This window comes from Pseudomonas sp. TAA207 (assembly GCF_001529285.1).
Classification (GTDB): domain Bacteria; phylum Pseudomonadota; class Gammaproteobacteria; order Pseudomonadales; family Pseudomonadaceae; genus Aquipseudomonas; species Aquipseudomonas weihenstephanensis.
The window spans coordinates 60,047-74,862 of sequence record NZ_LLWJ01000068.1 but is presented as its reverse complement, the minus strand read 5'-3'; the positions used below and the strand labels follow the sequence as shown (position 1 = coordinate 74,862).

Annotated in this window: 13 protein-coding genes and 1 pseudogene; all 14 read left to right on the top strand. The window is 49.1% G+C overall.

The window, feature by feature from the left end; translation table 11 throughout:
* Positions 1-110: 110 nt before the first annotated feature.
* The 14 genes and pseudogenes from rpsA to AP059_RS14815 all read left to right on the top strand — a co-directional run bounded on the left by rpsA (position 111) and on the right by AP059_RS14815 (position 14,728).
* On the top strand, positions 111-1,805 hold the full coding sequence (rpsA, locus tag AP059_RS14875; protein WP_059764129.1) for a 30S ribosomal protein S1: 1,695 nt from the start codon (positions 111-113) through the stop codon (positions 1,803-1,805).
* Positions 1,806-2,203: 398 nt separating this feature from the next.
* Complete coding sequence (gene ihfB, locus AP059_RS14870; RefSeq protein WP_048365589.1) at positions 2,204-2,500, top strand: integration host factor subunit beta; 297 nt, start codon at positions 2,204-2,206, stop codon at positions 2,498-2,500.
* A 24-nt stretch (positions 2,501-2,524) separates the two neighbouring features.
* Entirely contained in the window at positions 2,525-2,773 is a 249-nt protein-coding gene (locus AP059_RS14865) for a lipopolysaccharide assembly protein LapA domain-containing protein (RefSeq protein ID WP_059764127.1), read from the top strand.
* Between the two features lie 309 nt (positions 2,774-3,082).
* On the top strand, positions 3,083-4,444 hold the full coding sequence (locus AP059_RS14860; RefSeq protein ID WP_120752340.1) for a Wzz/FepE/Etk N-terminal domain-containing protein: 1,362 nt from the start codon (positions 3,083-3,085) through the stop codon (positions 4,442-4,444).
* A gap of 79 nt (positions 4,445-4,523) precedes the next feature.
* Entirely contained in the window at positions 4,524-5,981 is a 1,458-nt protein-coding gene (locus AP059_RS14855; protein WP_059764123.1) for an MBL fold metallo-hydrolase RNA specificity domain-containing protein, read from the top strand.
* Positions 5,982-6,090: 109 nt separating this feature from the next.
* On the top strand, positions 6,091-6,618 hold the full coding sequence (gene rfaH, locus AP059_RS14850) for a transcription/translation regulatory transformer protein RfaH (protein WP_177332396.1): 528 nt from the start codon (positions 6,091-6,093) through the stop codon (positions 6,616-6,618).
* 165 nt (positions 6,619-6,783) lie between these two features.
* A complete protein-coding gene (gene rfbA, locus AP059_RS14845; protein WP_059764122.1) occupies positions 6,784-7,674 on the top strand; it encodes a glucose-1-phosphate thymidylyltransferase RfbA in 891 nt (296 codons plus the stop codon).
* Positions 7,674-8,228, top strand: a pseudogene (gene rfbC, locus AP059_RS22790) (dTDP-4-dehydrorhamnose 3,5-epimerase); the annotation flags it as partial. The gene rfbA and the pseudogene rfbC, both read left to right, overlap by 1 nt.
* 9 nt (positions 8,229-8,237) lie before the next feature.
* The gene (locus AP059_RS22785) at positions 8,238-8,654 is read left to right on the top strand and encodes a sugar 3,4-ketoisomerase (protein ID WP_256209906.1); all 417 of its coding nucleotides are present in this window, start codon (positions 8,238-8,240) and stop codon (positions 8,652-8,654) included.
* Positions 8,644-10,296, top strand: coding sequence for a bifunctional GNAT family N-acetyltransferase/PLP-dependent aspartate aminotransferase family protein (locus AP059_RS14835; protein WP_082706816.1), 1,653 nt, complete (start codon positions 8,644-8,646; stop codon positions 10,294-10,296). The genes AP059_RS22785 and AP059_RS14835 overlap by 11 nt, the downstream gene beginning before the upstream one ends.
* A 4-nt stretch (positions 10,297-10,300) precedes the next feature.
* On the top strand, positions 10,301-11,575 hold the full coding sequence (locus AP059_RS14830; RefSeq protein ID WP_059764118.1) for an O-antigen translocase: 1,275 nt from the start codon (positions 10,301-10,303) through the stop codon (positions 11,573-11,575).
* A complete protein-coding gene (locus tag AP059_RS14825; protein ID WP_059764116.1) occupies positions 11,569-12,492 on the top strand; it encodes a glycosyltransferase family 2 protein in 924 nt (307 codons plus the stop codon). Before AP059_RS14830 ends, AP059_RS14825 begins: the two co-directional genes overlap by 7 nt.
* The gene (locus AP059_RS14820) at positions 12,489-13,829 is read left to right on the top strand and encodes a hypothetical protein (RefSeq protein WP_059764114.1); all 1,341 of its coding nucleotides are present in this window, start codon (positions 12,489-12,491) and stop codon (positions 13,827-13,829) included. Before AP059_RS14825 ends, AP059_RS14820 begins: the two co-directional genes overlap by 4 nt.
* On the top strand, positions 13,826-14,728 hold the full coding sequence (locus AP059_RS14815; RefSeq protein ID WP_059764112.1) for a glycosyltransferase family 2 protein: 903 nt from the start codon (positions 13,826-13,828) through the stop codon (positions 14,726-14,728). The genes AP059_RS14820 and AP059_RS14815 overlap by 4 nt, the downstream gene beginning before the upstream one ends.
* Positions 14,729-14,816: the final 88 nt, after the last annotated feature.

The window sequence follows — 14,816 nt, the reverse complement described above, 5'->3', positions numbered from 1 at the left end:
CAGGAGACCAGAAATAGTCCTGCATGCCTTCTTTTATATGAACGTAACCCACATTGTCTGGAATGTGGCAGATGGGCGTATTCCTTCGCCCTAGATCAACAGGAATTAAAATGAGCGAAAGCTTTGCAGAACTCTTTGAAGAAAGCCTAAAAACCCTGAATCTTCAGGCAGGCTCTATCATCACCGCTATCATCGTTGATATCGATTACCAAGCTGGTTGGGTAACCGTTCACGCTGGTTTGAAGTCTGAAGGCCTCATCCCGCTGGAGCAGTTCCACAACGACGCTGGCGAACTGAACATCAACATCGGTGATGAAGTTCACGTTGCGCTGGACGCGGTCGAAGACGGCTTTGGCGAAACCAAACTGTCCCGTGAAAAAGCCAAGCGCGCTGAATGCTGGATCGTTCTGGAAGCAGCCTTCGCAGCAGAAGAAGTGGTTAAGGGCGTTATCAACGGTAAGGTTAAAGGCGGCTTCACTGTCGACGTTAACGGCATCCGTGCGTTCCTGCCAGGTTCTCTGGTTGACGTTCGTCCAGTGCGCGACACCACGCACCTGGAAGGCAAAGAGCTGGAATTCAAGGTCATCAAACTTGACCAGAAGCGCAACAACGTTGTTGTTTCGCGTCGCAGCGTACTTGAAGCAGAGAACTCGGCAGAGCGTGAAGCGCTGCTGGAATCCTTGCAAGAAGGTCAGCAAGTTAAAGGTATCGTTAAAAACCTCACGGATTACGGCGCATTCGTCGATCTGGGTGGCGTCGATGGCCTGCTGCACATCACCGACATGGCTTGGAAGCGTATCAAGCATCCTTCCGAAATCGTCAACGTTGGCGACGAGATCGATGTCAAGGTTCTGAAGTACGATCGCGAGCGCAATCGTGTTTCCCTGGGCCTCAAGCAGCTGGGCGAAGATCCATGGGTTGCTATCAAAGCCCGTTACCCAGAAAGCACTCGCGTTACCGCGCGTGTAACCAACCTGACCGACTACGGCTGCTTCGCTGAGCTGGAAGAAGGCGTTGAAGGTCTGGTACACGTTTCCGAAATGGACTGGACCAACAAAAACATCCACCCTTCGAAAGTCGTACAAGTCGGCGACGAAGTGGAAGTTATGGTTCTGGACATCGACGAAGAGCGTCGTCGTATCTCCCTGGGCATCAAGCAGTGCAAATCTAACCCATGGGAAGATTTCTCTGGCCAGTTCAACAAGGGCGATAAAATCTCCGGCACCATCAAGTCGATCACCGATTTCGGTATCTTCATTGGTCTGGACGGCGGCATCGACGGCCTGGTTCACCTGTCCGACATCTCCTGGAACGAAGTGGGCGAAGAAGCCGTACGTCGTTTCAAGAAGGGCGACGAGCTGGACACCGTTATCCTGTCTGTTGATCCAGAGCGTGAGCGCATCTCCCTGGGTATCAAGCAGCTGGAAAGCGATCCGTTCTCCGAGTACGTTCAAGAGAACGACAAAGGCGCAATCGTTAAGGGCATCGTGAAAGAAGTTGACGCTAAAGGCGCCATCATCACTCTGGCCAACGATATCGAAGCGACTCTGAAAGCCTCCGAAATCAGCCGTGACCGCGTTGAAGACGCGCGCAACGTTCTGAAAGAAGGCGAAGAAGTAGAAGCCAAGATCATCAGCGTTGATCGTAAAAGCCGCGTAATCCAACTCTCCATCAAGTCGAAAGATGATGCTGAAGAGAAAGAAGCAATCCAGAGCCTGCGCGACAAGCCAGCTACCTCTGAGATCGCTGCTGGTCCGACCACTCTGGGCGACCTGCTGCGTGCACAAATGGAAAAACAGAACTAAGTTCTGATTGACCATGAAAAAGGGCGACTTAGGTCGCCCTTTTTTGTGCCTGCGATTTGATGCGCAAACGCACCTATGGCTTTGGTAGTCGGAGGCTGGAGACAGCGTTATCCAGCAATGTTGGTTGCTGGGGCTTCAAAAGGTGGAGGGGCGAGACGCATGTGGGTGGGAGGCGATGTGGGTGGTCGTGGGCTGCTAATAAATATTGCTTCTGTCAGGAATCGCTTCGCTGAGTATCAGCTGCACCCAGCCTCGTGATGCAGTCGGCCAAAGGTGGTTCATGAAAAGTTCCTTCAATATTCCTGAAGATAAGTCAATCCCTGGGCTGTTCAAAATCATTTGATCATGCTAAAACCTTCGGAGCGCTGATCTAGCTGCTTGAAAAAGAAGGGAAAAATATGACGAAGTCGGAGTTGATCGAACGAATTGTCACCCATCAAGGGCTGCTCTCCTCTAAAGATGTGGAGCTTGCCATCAAGACTATGCTTGAACAAATGTCACAATGCCTGGCGACAGGGGATCGTATCGAGATCCGTGGCTTTGGCAGTTTCTCACTTCACTACCGTGCTCCCCGTGTTGGGCGTAATCCAAAGACCGGCCAGTCTGTCAGTCTTGACGGTAAGTTCGTGCCTCACTTCAAGCCGGGCAAGGAATTGCGCGATCGGGTAAACGAAGATGAGGAAGATGATCTTTGATCCTTAAGGAAGAAGGAGGCGCTCATGCGTGGCTTTAAACGCACGGCTGTTGGGGTAGTCGCACTGTTGGTTTTCTTTGGTGTAATTATTTTCATACTCGAAAACCAGCAGCCCGCATCATTGACTTTTTTTGGCTGGCACACCCCTCAGTTGCCAGCCTCTTTGTTCTTTGTCGGAGCGCTGCTGGTCGGGTTGCTGATTGGTCCGCTCTTGGGTTACTTGGCCTACTGGCGCAAATCTGCCGTGCTGAAACGCAAATTGCGGACTGTTTAACCCTGCAGATCTGATTGGGCTGTGTGAGTACGGTGTTTTCCGGGCATTGATGTGTCGAGTTGCTTCGTAGGGTATGTGCGGATCAATCTGTGCGTCTTGTCGGAGGAAAATGCCTACATACTGTCAAGTCTTGTATTGTTTGGTAATACTGGCAGAATGCGTGCTGTTCTCGATTGCCAGCTATTTTTTGTGCTTCATCTGGTGCGCAGTGATGCCAATACCCGATAGAAAATAAAAACCAAATCCAAGCACGTTAGAAAATTTCTGCATGACGAGCCCGCAGTTTCTTTTTGAAGGCAGGCCCTTGTTGTGACTAGTATTTCTCGTATACCCGGTGGCTCATCGTCGGATGAGATTGATCTGTTTGCTTTGTTCCAGGCTATTTGGCAGCAAAAGAAAATTATCATCGCCGCCACGGTCATCAGCGGGCTAGTTGCATTGGGCTATGTCTATGCTATAACCCCTGAATACCAAGTCACCAGCGTACTGCGGCCTGCCGCCATCAATGAGCTTGATGCGCTCAATCGGTCAGGCGTTTACACGCTCCCCCCGAGTGAGGCATTGCTGAAAGTGGGTGCAAGCCTTGAGTCTTATGATTCAAGGTTAGGTTTTTTCCGTGACAATCAAGAGCTGTTTACCCAGTTCAAACGCCCGGGGCGAACCCTCGAGCAGAGCTTCGAGGAGTTCAATCGAGACTCGTTGAAGCTTGTCCTGCCCGATCCGAAAAAAGCAGATTCTTTAAGTGCGTTTATTGCCTTGGAGTTGAACTATCCCAAGGGCGTTGATGGCGTACAGATCCTTAATGGTTTTGTCGACTATGCAGTCAAGGCTGAACGTGAACAGATCGCCTCTGACCTGAAAGTGATCGTCAATAATCGGTTGACCGAATTGAAAGGTAAGATCGATGCCGCACGCTCAAGTTACGAGATGGGCAAAGAGGCGCGTATCGCCAAACTTCAAGAAGCGGACAATCTGAAGCGGGCGCAATTGCAAGATGAACTCAAAGCGCTGCGCCAACAGCTCAAAGTTGTGCGTACAGACCGTATGGCACAACTGACTGAAGCGATCGGGATCGCAAAGTCATTGGGTATTCAAAAACCGACGACACCTTCTGCGCTGGGTGATTCAGCCCGTATGGGTGATTCCAGTGTTATGCGCACTGAAATCAACAACCAGCAAATCCCGTTGTACTTTATGGGCGTCGAAGCGCTTGAGGCCGAGCGCTCGGCACTGCAACAGCGCAAAACCGATGACTTTACTGAGGGGCGCATTGCTCAAATTGCTCGCGAATTGCAATTGCTGCAAAGCAATCGTGAAGTCGAGGTTCTCAAGCAGCGTCAAAACGAAGACGTCTTCCTGAGTGGTGTTGAACCACTGCGTGCGGAAGTGGTGCGGCTTGGCAACTTGAGCAATCTCGATATTTCCAATCTGAAGCTTGTGTCTGTGGACCGTAAAGCCCTGGAACCTATGCGTCCCGTTAAGCCCCAAAAGGCACTGATCCTTGCTTTGGGGGTGCTGCTGGGTGCCATATTGGGCGTTCTGATCGTGTTGATACGTCATTTGCTTGGCACGCGCCGCGCTCAGTTGTCAGGGGTTGGCTCGCCGGTAATGACAGCAAAATTGTCAAGTGAAAAGGGTAGCGGAAAAGTCTTGCAAAACGATCGATCCTGATCGGCCCCGAGACTGGCTGAATCCCAGTCTCACTTGTGGGCTAATTGCCTCTTCATGGAGCTGTATCGAGAGCAAGCTTATGCCTTACCCGAACATCATTCACCATGGCGCTGTCACGGGCGTCACAGGTTCATGTCACCAATTGAAGATGGATGCCTACAGCAGCCTGCTAATAGACTGTGGGTTGTTTCAAGGTGGCGACAAGTCGCTTGGTAGAGGCGGTGAAGAGCAAACGCCAGCTATTACTTTTGAAGTGGGTGATGTTAAAGCCTTGGTGGTCACCCATGTGCACGCGGATCACATTGGGCGCATTCCTTACTTGTTGGCCGCAGGCTTCAAAGGTCCAATTTTCTGCAGTGAACCTTCAGCGCAGTTATTGCCATTAGTGCTGGAGGATGCGTTCAAGCTTGACTTCAGTCGTGACGAAAGGGAGATCAAGCGTTACGTGAAGCGCGTACAACAGCAGATTGTCGCTTTGCCCTTCAATCAATGGTTCGTCATCGAGCAAAGTGGTGAGCTACTGGCGCGGATCCGTTTGCAAAAGGCTGGTCATATATTGGGTTCTGCCTATGTGGAGTGTGACCTTACCTACCCCCAATTAAACGTGAACCGGCGGATCGTTTTTTCCGGCGATTTGGGGGCTTCGAATGCGCCTTTACTGGCAGCCACCGTGTCGCCCGAAAAAGCCGACGTGCTGGTACTTGAAAGCACTTATGGCGATCGCCTGCATGAAGACCGTTCTACCCGCCAGGCACGGCTTGAAAGTGCCATTGATAAAGCGTTGGCAGATCACGGCACGCTCTTGATTCCTGCGTTCAGTCTGGGGCGTACTCAAGAGTTGCTTTACGAAATCGAAGATATTCTCCATCGTAAATCGCTGCTTGCGAACTTGCCTGGCGCAGATGATGTAGACCGCACGCTACCCGTCAATTGGCCAGAGTTACCGATCATTCTCGATTCGCCACTGGCCAGTCGGCTAACAGATGAATATCAAAGCCTGGAACGCTTTTGGGCGGATGGAGCGCAACAGCGTCTAAAAGGTGGTCGTAAGCCACTTCGGTTTACACAGCTGATCACCATCGACAGTCATAAGAAACACCTTCAAACCGTCAACTACCTCAAGAGCACCGGTCGTCCGGCGATTGTGATTGCTGCAAATGGCATGTGCTCCAATGGCCGCATCGTTAATTATCTGAAGGCTATGCTCGAAAACCCCAGGCATAACGTACTCTTTATCGGTTATCAGGCAAAAGGCACGCCTGGTGCGGCCATACAAAAATTTGGCCCCCGTGGGGGTTATGTTGAATTGGAAGGCCAGCGCTGTATTATTCGCGCAGGAATCACCAGCATAGGCGGGTATTCAGCACATGCGGATCAGCAGGATTTACTGCATTTCGTCTCAAGGATAGGGCAGTGGCCTGAGGAGATACGCCTGGTGCATGGTGAGATGCCTGCAAAAGAGGCATTAGCGATTGAACTGCAAGCGTTGTACCGCACTCAAAGTCTGCCAGTTAACCTGTTGATTCCCTCGGACTGATAAAAGCCAGCCAACATGCACACAATCACGATAAAAACACTGCGACTTGCTGTCGAAGCAACGACAAGCACGATGAAAAATCACGGAAGTACGCATAAATGAATGGTCCATGGATAAGCGCCTAGCCACTGTGCAGCGGGTACCCAGTCTTGCCGCGCAAGGCGACTGGTACTTGGTGCAATGCAAGCCCAAACAGGATGAACGAGCAGAAGACAATCTCGTGCGTCAGGGCTACGTGTGCTCACGCCCCACGTGTCGACGTGAACGACAATTGCGTGGCAAGCAGCGGCTCATCGAAGAGTCCTTGTTCCCGGGCTATCTTTTCATTCGCATGCCACATGACGCCAATTGGGCACCTTTGCGTTCAACCCGTGGTGTGAGCCGAGTGGTTGCTTTCGGCGGGCGGCCCTTGGCAGTAAGTCATGCGTTGATAACCCATCTGCAATTGCGTGCGCAGACGCATGTGATTCCTGCCTATCGCCCCGGAGATGAAGTCACGATCCTTGATGAGGGTTTCGAAGGCGTTGAGTCTATTTTCGTGGCGATGGATGGGAATGAAAGAGTGGTATTGCTGATTCATTTGATGAACCAGCAGCAACAGATTACTTTGCCCATAACCCGTATTGCTGGCCGCTAAGCTGTCCTCAGGCTTCGTGCCTGGGCAATGATGAATTTAAAACCGTTCTCAGGAAATTGACGATCAATCCTGGGGCGGTAGCGTGTTTAATCAAGAATAGAACTCAACCATTCGCCTGTCAGCGTTACAGGTGTTGAACTGAATAGATAAGGAATTGTTCAAGAGATGAACACCATCAACCGTAAAGGCATCATCCTCGCAGGTGGTTCAGGTACACGCCTGCACCCGCTGACCTTGGGCGTGTCCAAGCAGATGTTGCCGATCTACGACAAGCCTATGATCTTCTACCCGCTGTCCGTGCTCATGCTGGCCGGCATGCGTGAAATTCTGATCATCTCGACGCCTGAAGATCTGCCGTGCTTCAAGAAATTATTGGGGGATGGCAGCCAGTACGGTATTGAACTTAGCTACGCAGAGCAGCCAAGCCCTGATGGCCTGGCGCAGGCCTTTATCATTGGTGAAGCATTCATTGGTAATGACCCGGTTTGTTTGATTCTTGGCGACAACATTTTTTACGGTCAGCACTTCTCGGATAACTTGCGCAGTGCAATGTCGCAGGCCAGTGGTGCAACGGTGTTTGGTTATCATGTTTCTGACCCCGAGCGCTTTGGTGTTGTCGAGTTTGACGCTACGGGCCGTGCATTAAGTATTGAAGAGAAACCTGAAAAGCCGAAGTCAAACTATGCGGTAACGGGTTTGTATTTCTACGACAACCAAGTAGTAGAAATTGCCAAAAATATAAAACCGTCCCCGCGCGGTGAGCTTGAAATTACAGACGTGAATCGCGCCTATCTGGACCAGAAAGGTTTGACCGTAGAAATGTTGGGGCGCGGGTTTGCCTGGTTAGACACTGGCACTCACGAGTCCCTGCTCGAAGCGAGTCATTTCGTGCATACCATCGAGCAGCGTCAGGGCTTGAAAGTGGCGTGCCTTGAAGAGATTGCATTCAATAACGGCTGGATTACAGCTGACGTGCTACGTGCTCAGGCAGAAAAACTCAAGAAAACAGGCTATGGCCAATACCTCTACAAACTGTTGTCGGAGAAATCAGCCTGATGAATTTCGTCCAGACGGCCTTGCCAGGCGTAGTGTTGATCGAACCTAAAGTGTTCGAAGATGACCGCGGTTGGTTTATGGAAAGCTTCAATGAGCGGCGTTTCGCAGACGGACTTTTTCAGTTGGGCCTCCCCATTCCCAAGCCGTTTGTACAAGACAATCAGTCGTGCTCAAAGAAAGGCGCGCTGCGCGGCCTGCATTACCAGCTTGAGCCTTTTGCACAAGGCAAGCTGGTGAGCGTGACGCAAGGTGCTGCGTTCGATGTTGCCGTGGATATTCGGGTGGGTTCACCCACCTTCGGCCAATGGATCGGTGTAGAGCTGAGTGCATCAAACAAAAAAATGCTGTGGATACCTGAAGGGTTTGCACATGGTTTTGTAGCACTAGAAGACAATACCCATTTCCATTACAAGACCACGAACTTCTACAACAAAAATGCAGAGCGCAGCGTGCTTTGGAATGATGCGACGCTGGCCATTAAGTGGCCTGCGTTAGAAGACTATCTGGTCAGTGATAAAGACCAGATTGCACCACGGTTAGAGCAGGCAGAACTTCCATCGTGGCTGGCCGAGTCAACGGATGAAGTTCGAACCCTGAAAGTTATCGGTGATGAGCGGGGTAGCCTGGTTGCCTTAACCCGCGGCCTGGCCGTGCCCTTTACGATCAAAAGGGTTTATTACCTGTTTGGCACGCAAGAAAATATCAGCCGCGGCTTTCACGCGCACAAGCAATTGGATCAAATGGCTGTCTGCATATCGGGTCGATGCCGAATGATGCTGGACGATGGTACGAGCACAAAAGATATCTGGTTAGACCGACCTGACAAAGGCGTGTTGATCAAAAGCAAAATCTGGCACGAGATGCATGAGTTTTCTGCGGATTGCGTGATGATGGTGCTTGCAAGTGATGAATACGATGAGAGTGATTATATTCGTAACTATGAATCGTTCATGTCATGGGTAAGTAAAGATGCAGAGTAAATCAGGCAAAACGATACGCTTGGATCTTGCCGTTCCCGACGATGCGCAGTTTATACACTCCTTGCGCGTGGACCCGACATATAACACGCACTTGTCACACGTGACGGGTGGTGTTGCCAGCCAGGCGGAGTGGTTGAAAAATTACAAGCTGCGTGAAGCACAAGGGCATGAATTTTATTTTGTGATCCGTCGCATCGATAACAATGTGCCGATCGGCACTGTGCGCTTGTACGATTTCCAGCCCGAGCGGGCTTCTTTTTCTTGGGGCAGCTGGATTCTCAATAAAGACAAAACACCCAAGGCCGCAATTGAAAGTGCATTGCTGGTGTACGCCGTAGGCTTCGAGGAGCTGGGATTCAAATCCTGCCATTTCGAAGTGAGAAAGGAGAATGGAGGCGTTATTAAGTTTCACGAGCGTCTGGGCGCACAGAAGGTCCGTGAGGATGCAGACAATGACTATTTTGTAATGACGCCTGCGGTGTATAAGTCTTTTCTCGAAAAAAACAGTCACTTCATCAGCGTGGTAAAAAAAATGATCCCGTTCCTGGATTTGAAAAGTATTAATGCTCAGTACGCTGATGAACTGAAAGCGGCCTGTTCCCGTGTAATAGATTCGGGTTGGTACATTCAGGGCAATGAGTTAAAAACCTTCGAGTCGGCTTTCGCGCAATACTGTGGCACCGAGTACAGCCTCGGGGTCGCCAATGGTCTGGACGCGCTGACATTAGTGCTGTCTGCCTGGAAAGTACTGGGCAAAATTCAGGACGGGGATGAAGTGATCGTCCCGGCCAATACCTACATTGCTAGTATCTTGGCGATTTCGGCAAATGGCCTGGTTCCAGTGCTCGTTGAGCCGGATCTAGAAACGTATAACCTGGATGTCACGTTGATTGAAAAAGCCATCACGCCAAGAACGCGGGCTATCTTGCCTGTGCATCTATATGGCCGTTTGGTGGACATGCCTGCTCTCATGACGCTTGCCAAGCGTCACGATCTATTGGTGCTAGAAGACTGTGCCCAATCTCATGGCGCTCACATAGACGGCACAAAAGCAGGCAACTGGGGCGATGCTGCTGGTTTTAGTTTCTATCCGGGCAAAAACTTGGGCGCATTGGGCGATGCTGGCGCGATTACCACGAATGATCCGATCTTGGCAGAAACGGTACTGGCACTCAGAAACTACGGCTCTCATGAAAAGTACCGCAATCTTTATCAGGGCGTGAACAGTCGCCTGGATGAGATTCAGGCGGCTGTCTTGAGTGTGAAATTAAACTACCTGGATAAAGAAACTCAGCGCCGGTGCGAGATTGCCGAACGGTACGTAGCTGAAATCAAAAATCCGCTGCTCGTTCTGCCGCAAGTACCAGAGCAGGGTCAGCATGCATGGCACCTTTTTGTCATCCGCAGTGCGCACCGTTCTGAGTTCCAGCAGTACTTGCAGACGCAAGGTGTGCAGACACTGATTCATTACCCGATCCCACCGCACAAACAGCAAGCTTATAAAGAGCTGAGCGAATTATCGCTGCCTGTCTCAGAGCTGATTCACGATCAAGTCGTTAGCCTGCCAATGGGACCGACATTGACCGACGAACAAGTCACGGCTGTGATCAGTGCGTGCAACACCTTTGCGGTACGCGATTAGTACTATGAATCTTATTAGAACCGGCTTGTTGAATGGCATCGCAGTACTGATAAAAATGCTGACCCTGCTGGGGATTAATAAAGTCCTGGCGCTGTATGTAGGGCCATCAGGCTATGCAGCGTTAGGGCAGTTTCAAAATGCTGTACAAATGATTACTACCTTTTCCAGTGGGGCGATTAACACGGGGGTCACGAAATATACAGCGCAGTACCATGCAGACGAAGAAAAGCAACGCAGAGTCTGGCAGGCATCAGGCACAATCGCCTTAGTGGGTAGCGTGTTGACAGCGTTGGTGATTGTTTATTTTAGTCACGAACTGGCAGCGTTCTTTCTTAAGGACAGGGCGCTCAATGGTGTGTTCATCTGGTTTGCTGCGACCTTGGCTTTCTTCACGTTGAACACATTGTTGTTGGCGATTCTGAACGGCAAAAAAGAAATTGTTCTTTATGTGACCGCCAATATTGCCGGGAGTATCTTTGCGCTATTGGTCACCGGTGGCCTTACGATCTACTTTGGTTTGTACGGTGCTTTAGTTGCATTGGCGGTGTACCAGTCGCTGAGCTTTTTCATTACGTTGTATCTGTGCACCACGCGTCCCTGGTTCAAAGTTAGATACTTGTTCGGTCGTGTGGATAAAGAAACGGCCCTGAACTTGAGCAAGTTTACGGCCATGGCTCTCACGTCTGCGGCCTGCATGCCGGTCTGCCAAATTCTCATTCGTGATTACTTGGGAGAAAGCATAAGCTGGGAGGCGGCTGGCTACTGGGAGGCCATGTGGCGACTCAGTGCCGCCTACCTGATGCTGATGACCACCACGCTGAGTGTTTATTATTTACCGCGTTTATCAGAGCTCGTCGGGCTGTCTGATATTAAGAAAGAGATCTTGAACGGTTATAAAATAATTGTGCCGTTCACGGTCGTTGCAGCATTGATTATTTACCTATTAAAAGACTTCATTATCCAAGTGTTATTTTCTAGCGAGTTTGCACCCATGCGCGAGCTTTTCGGCTGGCAGGTGGTGGGCGACATCATGAAGATATGCAGTTGGTTGTTTGCCTATGTGATGCTGGGTAAAGCCATGTTTAAGCTGTTTATGGTGACGGAGATTGTCTTTTCAATCACGCTTTATGTATTGACAAGGCTGCTGTGCGATAAGTACGGGCTGGTAGGTACTGCGATGGCTTATACAGTAAATTATGCATGCTATTGGGCAGTTGTTGTGGTGTGCGTTAACTATACACTCAAGAATAAATCAGTGGGTATGGGAGAGAAATGTTAACAGTCATTGTTCCCGCGTATAATCACGAAGACTTTATAATTGAATGCCTGGAGTCCATCGTTAAGATTGAGCTTCCTGATTTTAAAGTTATCGTGGTCGATGATGGTTCAGTTGACGCTACAGCAGAGAGGGTTTCTAAATTTGTTGAAGCCCACCCCTTTGTTGCGATTGAACTGGTGACTAAGAAGAATGCCGGTTTAGTGTCCTCGTTGAATCTAGGGCTTGCGATGTCAGCTGAGGGATACATTTATTTTGTTGCATCAGATGATATACCGTGTCCCGAGGGACTGGTGAGTTGTATTAACGCGTTAGACCAAGATCCATCTTTAAATTTTTGTGTGGGTGGCGGGGTCAATTTTTTTGAAGAGGGTGGTCAATCCGAAACCCCTATCTATGGAGCTGCTCAAAACCGTTTTTTTAAAATGAAAGGCTGTGATCGGGAAGCTGAAATGTTTCTCAGGTACCCATCGCCGATACTCCTACAGTCTACGGTTTTCAGGGTTGCTGCCCTCAAGGCGATAGGGGGGTGGGATAACAAGCTGACGCTTGATGATTTCCCGACGTTTGTCAAGCTGCTCACTCTGTATCCGGAGTGTGATAAGGACTTCCTGTTTAAGCCGGAAATAAATGTGGTTCGTTATCGGCAACATGGATCCAATAGCTATAAAAATATGTTGCGGCATTTTAAAATTGTTCGCCAGAGTTTGATTGTTTTAACACCTGCCTACCTTAAGCCCCGAGCATTGGGCACTGCGGTAGGGTTTTATACGTTGGTTGCTTTAAAGCGTTTGGACGTGCGGACGGCGCTATCTATATTGTTCAGCTCAGGTGCAAAAGCATTTGGGTATGGCCTGATGGCGATGGCAAGTCTGATCTGTGCTAAAGCAAAACACTATATCGTGAGAGAGGGAAAATGAGCTCGGGTGAGTTTTTTGTTGTTTTTTTCAATAATCTTCCTCTTTTTCTGACATGGATGTTTGCTTGCTGTTTAGCACTCTATTTGTCCGTACGGAAGGTGGCGCCAGCGGCGTATCTGGATCCGCTGCATTTCTATTTTACATTCACCTTTGGCACCTCCTATGGGATTATCATCGGGCTTTACGCACTAGGTCTGATATCTGATTTTCTTTTTTATACAGTCTTTGGCTATGCAGTGTTATTTATTGTGAGCTTTAGGGCGTTTATTGTGCGTTCTCCGATACGATTGTTTAAGGCAGTCAATGTGCTCCTGATTCCTAAGGGGAGCGGTATCGTAGAGTTTTATGTTTTGCTATGTGTCTATATTTTATTACTTGTTTTTCTGGTTCTGCAAATTGGTTTGGGTATTACAGCCGAAACTAACAGGTTTGAACAGAATCGTGGCTATGGTGCTTTTGTACGTGTCGCGGACGGTGTCAGAGTTTTTGTAATTGCGTACTTGACACTGCTGGTGTGCAAGCAATGGCTGACGTATAGGCGTCTGGGCATTAAATATTACGCGCTGATATTTTTTATCCTTTTAATTGCTGTATTGAGCTCGGCTGTGAACGGTGCGAAGTTTGCCATGCTTGAAGCCCTTTACAGTAGTTTTGTGGCAATCGCAATTTTTCATCGCAAAGCTAAGTTTCGATTGATATATGCGGGTGGGGTATTTGCTATTGCGCTTGTGTTTGCATTGTTTGTGCTGTCAATAAATCTGGAGAAAGCGGGCTTCGATAAAGATTCACAGCCGACGTATATGGACGGTGGAAGTGTACTTGTTGAGCGTTTGATGCTGCGTGTATTAGGGAATGCCGACAAATACTTTTTGACCCTGCCCAATGATGTGATCGATAAGCTTGAGACTGATGCTCTGTGGGTGAGGTTTCTTTCTCCAGTGGTAGGTTCCACGATGCTGAGTAAGCGGTTGGGGTATACGGTGAATAACTTCAACGTCGGGCGACAGGCGTTGCTTTATTATTTTCCGGACCATGAGATATCAGGGGGGCCAACCAGTCATTTTGATTTGTTCGCCTATAAATATTTTGGTGTTTATTTTGGTTGGGTGTGGGTGCTCTTTTCAGGCTTTGTATTTGCGTGCATTGTATCGCTGAGCAGGCTGGGGACGGGGAATCTATATTTTACGGCGATTGTGACGACACTTTGGCTGCGTGGCCTACCGATGCTACTTGAGCCGTCTGTAGGGTTTGCTTATATCTTAGACGTAGTGATTATTTTTTCTTTACTTAAGCTTGTCTGTTGTTTGCTTCCTCGTAAAACGGATGTAGAAAAATGATCTCGCCAAAATTTTCTGAAAATAACATCGCTCAAAAAACAGCCATTGTTGTCACAACCTACAACCCTGAGATGTTGGACTTTAGCAAAAACCTGGCGAGTTATGCCGCTCAGGTGGGAAGCGTTATTGTGTGCGATAACTCTGACGCCTCAAGTGCGAAAGAGGATATTAAACGCTTATTAGAAACGATTCCTAATGCAGCATTGCTCTGCTTCAATGAAAACCTGGGTATTGCCGAAGCACAAAATAGAGGTATAAGGCTTGCGGCCTCTCTAGGCGCTACTTATTTCATTGAAATGGATCAAGACTCCAGTTTGCCTGGGGATTATGTCGAGCGCATTATCCGGTCTTATCAGTACCTGATAGAAGCAGGCCATTCAGTCGGTGGGGTGGGTCCCGTCGCCGTGAGTGCGAAGGACGGCGCCTATTACCATGGCGTTAAAGAGCCGCAAGGGTTGATGAAGGTCGAAAAGACCTTGAGCTCAGGTTTTTTCTTTTCGCTTGAGGCATTTAAAGCGGTTGGCGACAAAGACAGTGACCTTTTTATTGATTACGTTGACTGGGATTGGTGTTGGAGAAGCAATGTAAAAGGGCTGGGTATTTTTGTAGACACCGAGTTGGCCATGCAGCACATGCTGGGTGAGGGCCATAGAAATATCCTGTTTTTTTCGGTGGGCATGCCAGCCCCCATACGGCACTACTACCAGTACCGCAACGGGTTGTATATGTTGACAAGACGTCATGTTCCGTTGCGATGGAAGTTTGAACGTGCTGTCATATTGATGTTGAAGTTACCTGTTTATATGTTTTTTTCAGAGCGTGGCAAAGCCCGAAGGGCTTACATTGTTAAAGCGTTTAGAGATGTGATGTCTGGAAAAAAAGGACGACTTGTCGACTGACCGTAAAGTGTCAGGTTTCATAGATGAAAAATAATTCATAATTGTTGATGGGGTGAAGTGATTTCGCTCAATCAAGACCGTGTATTTT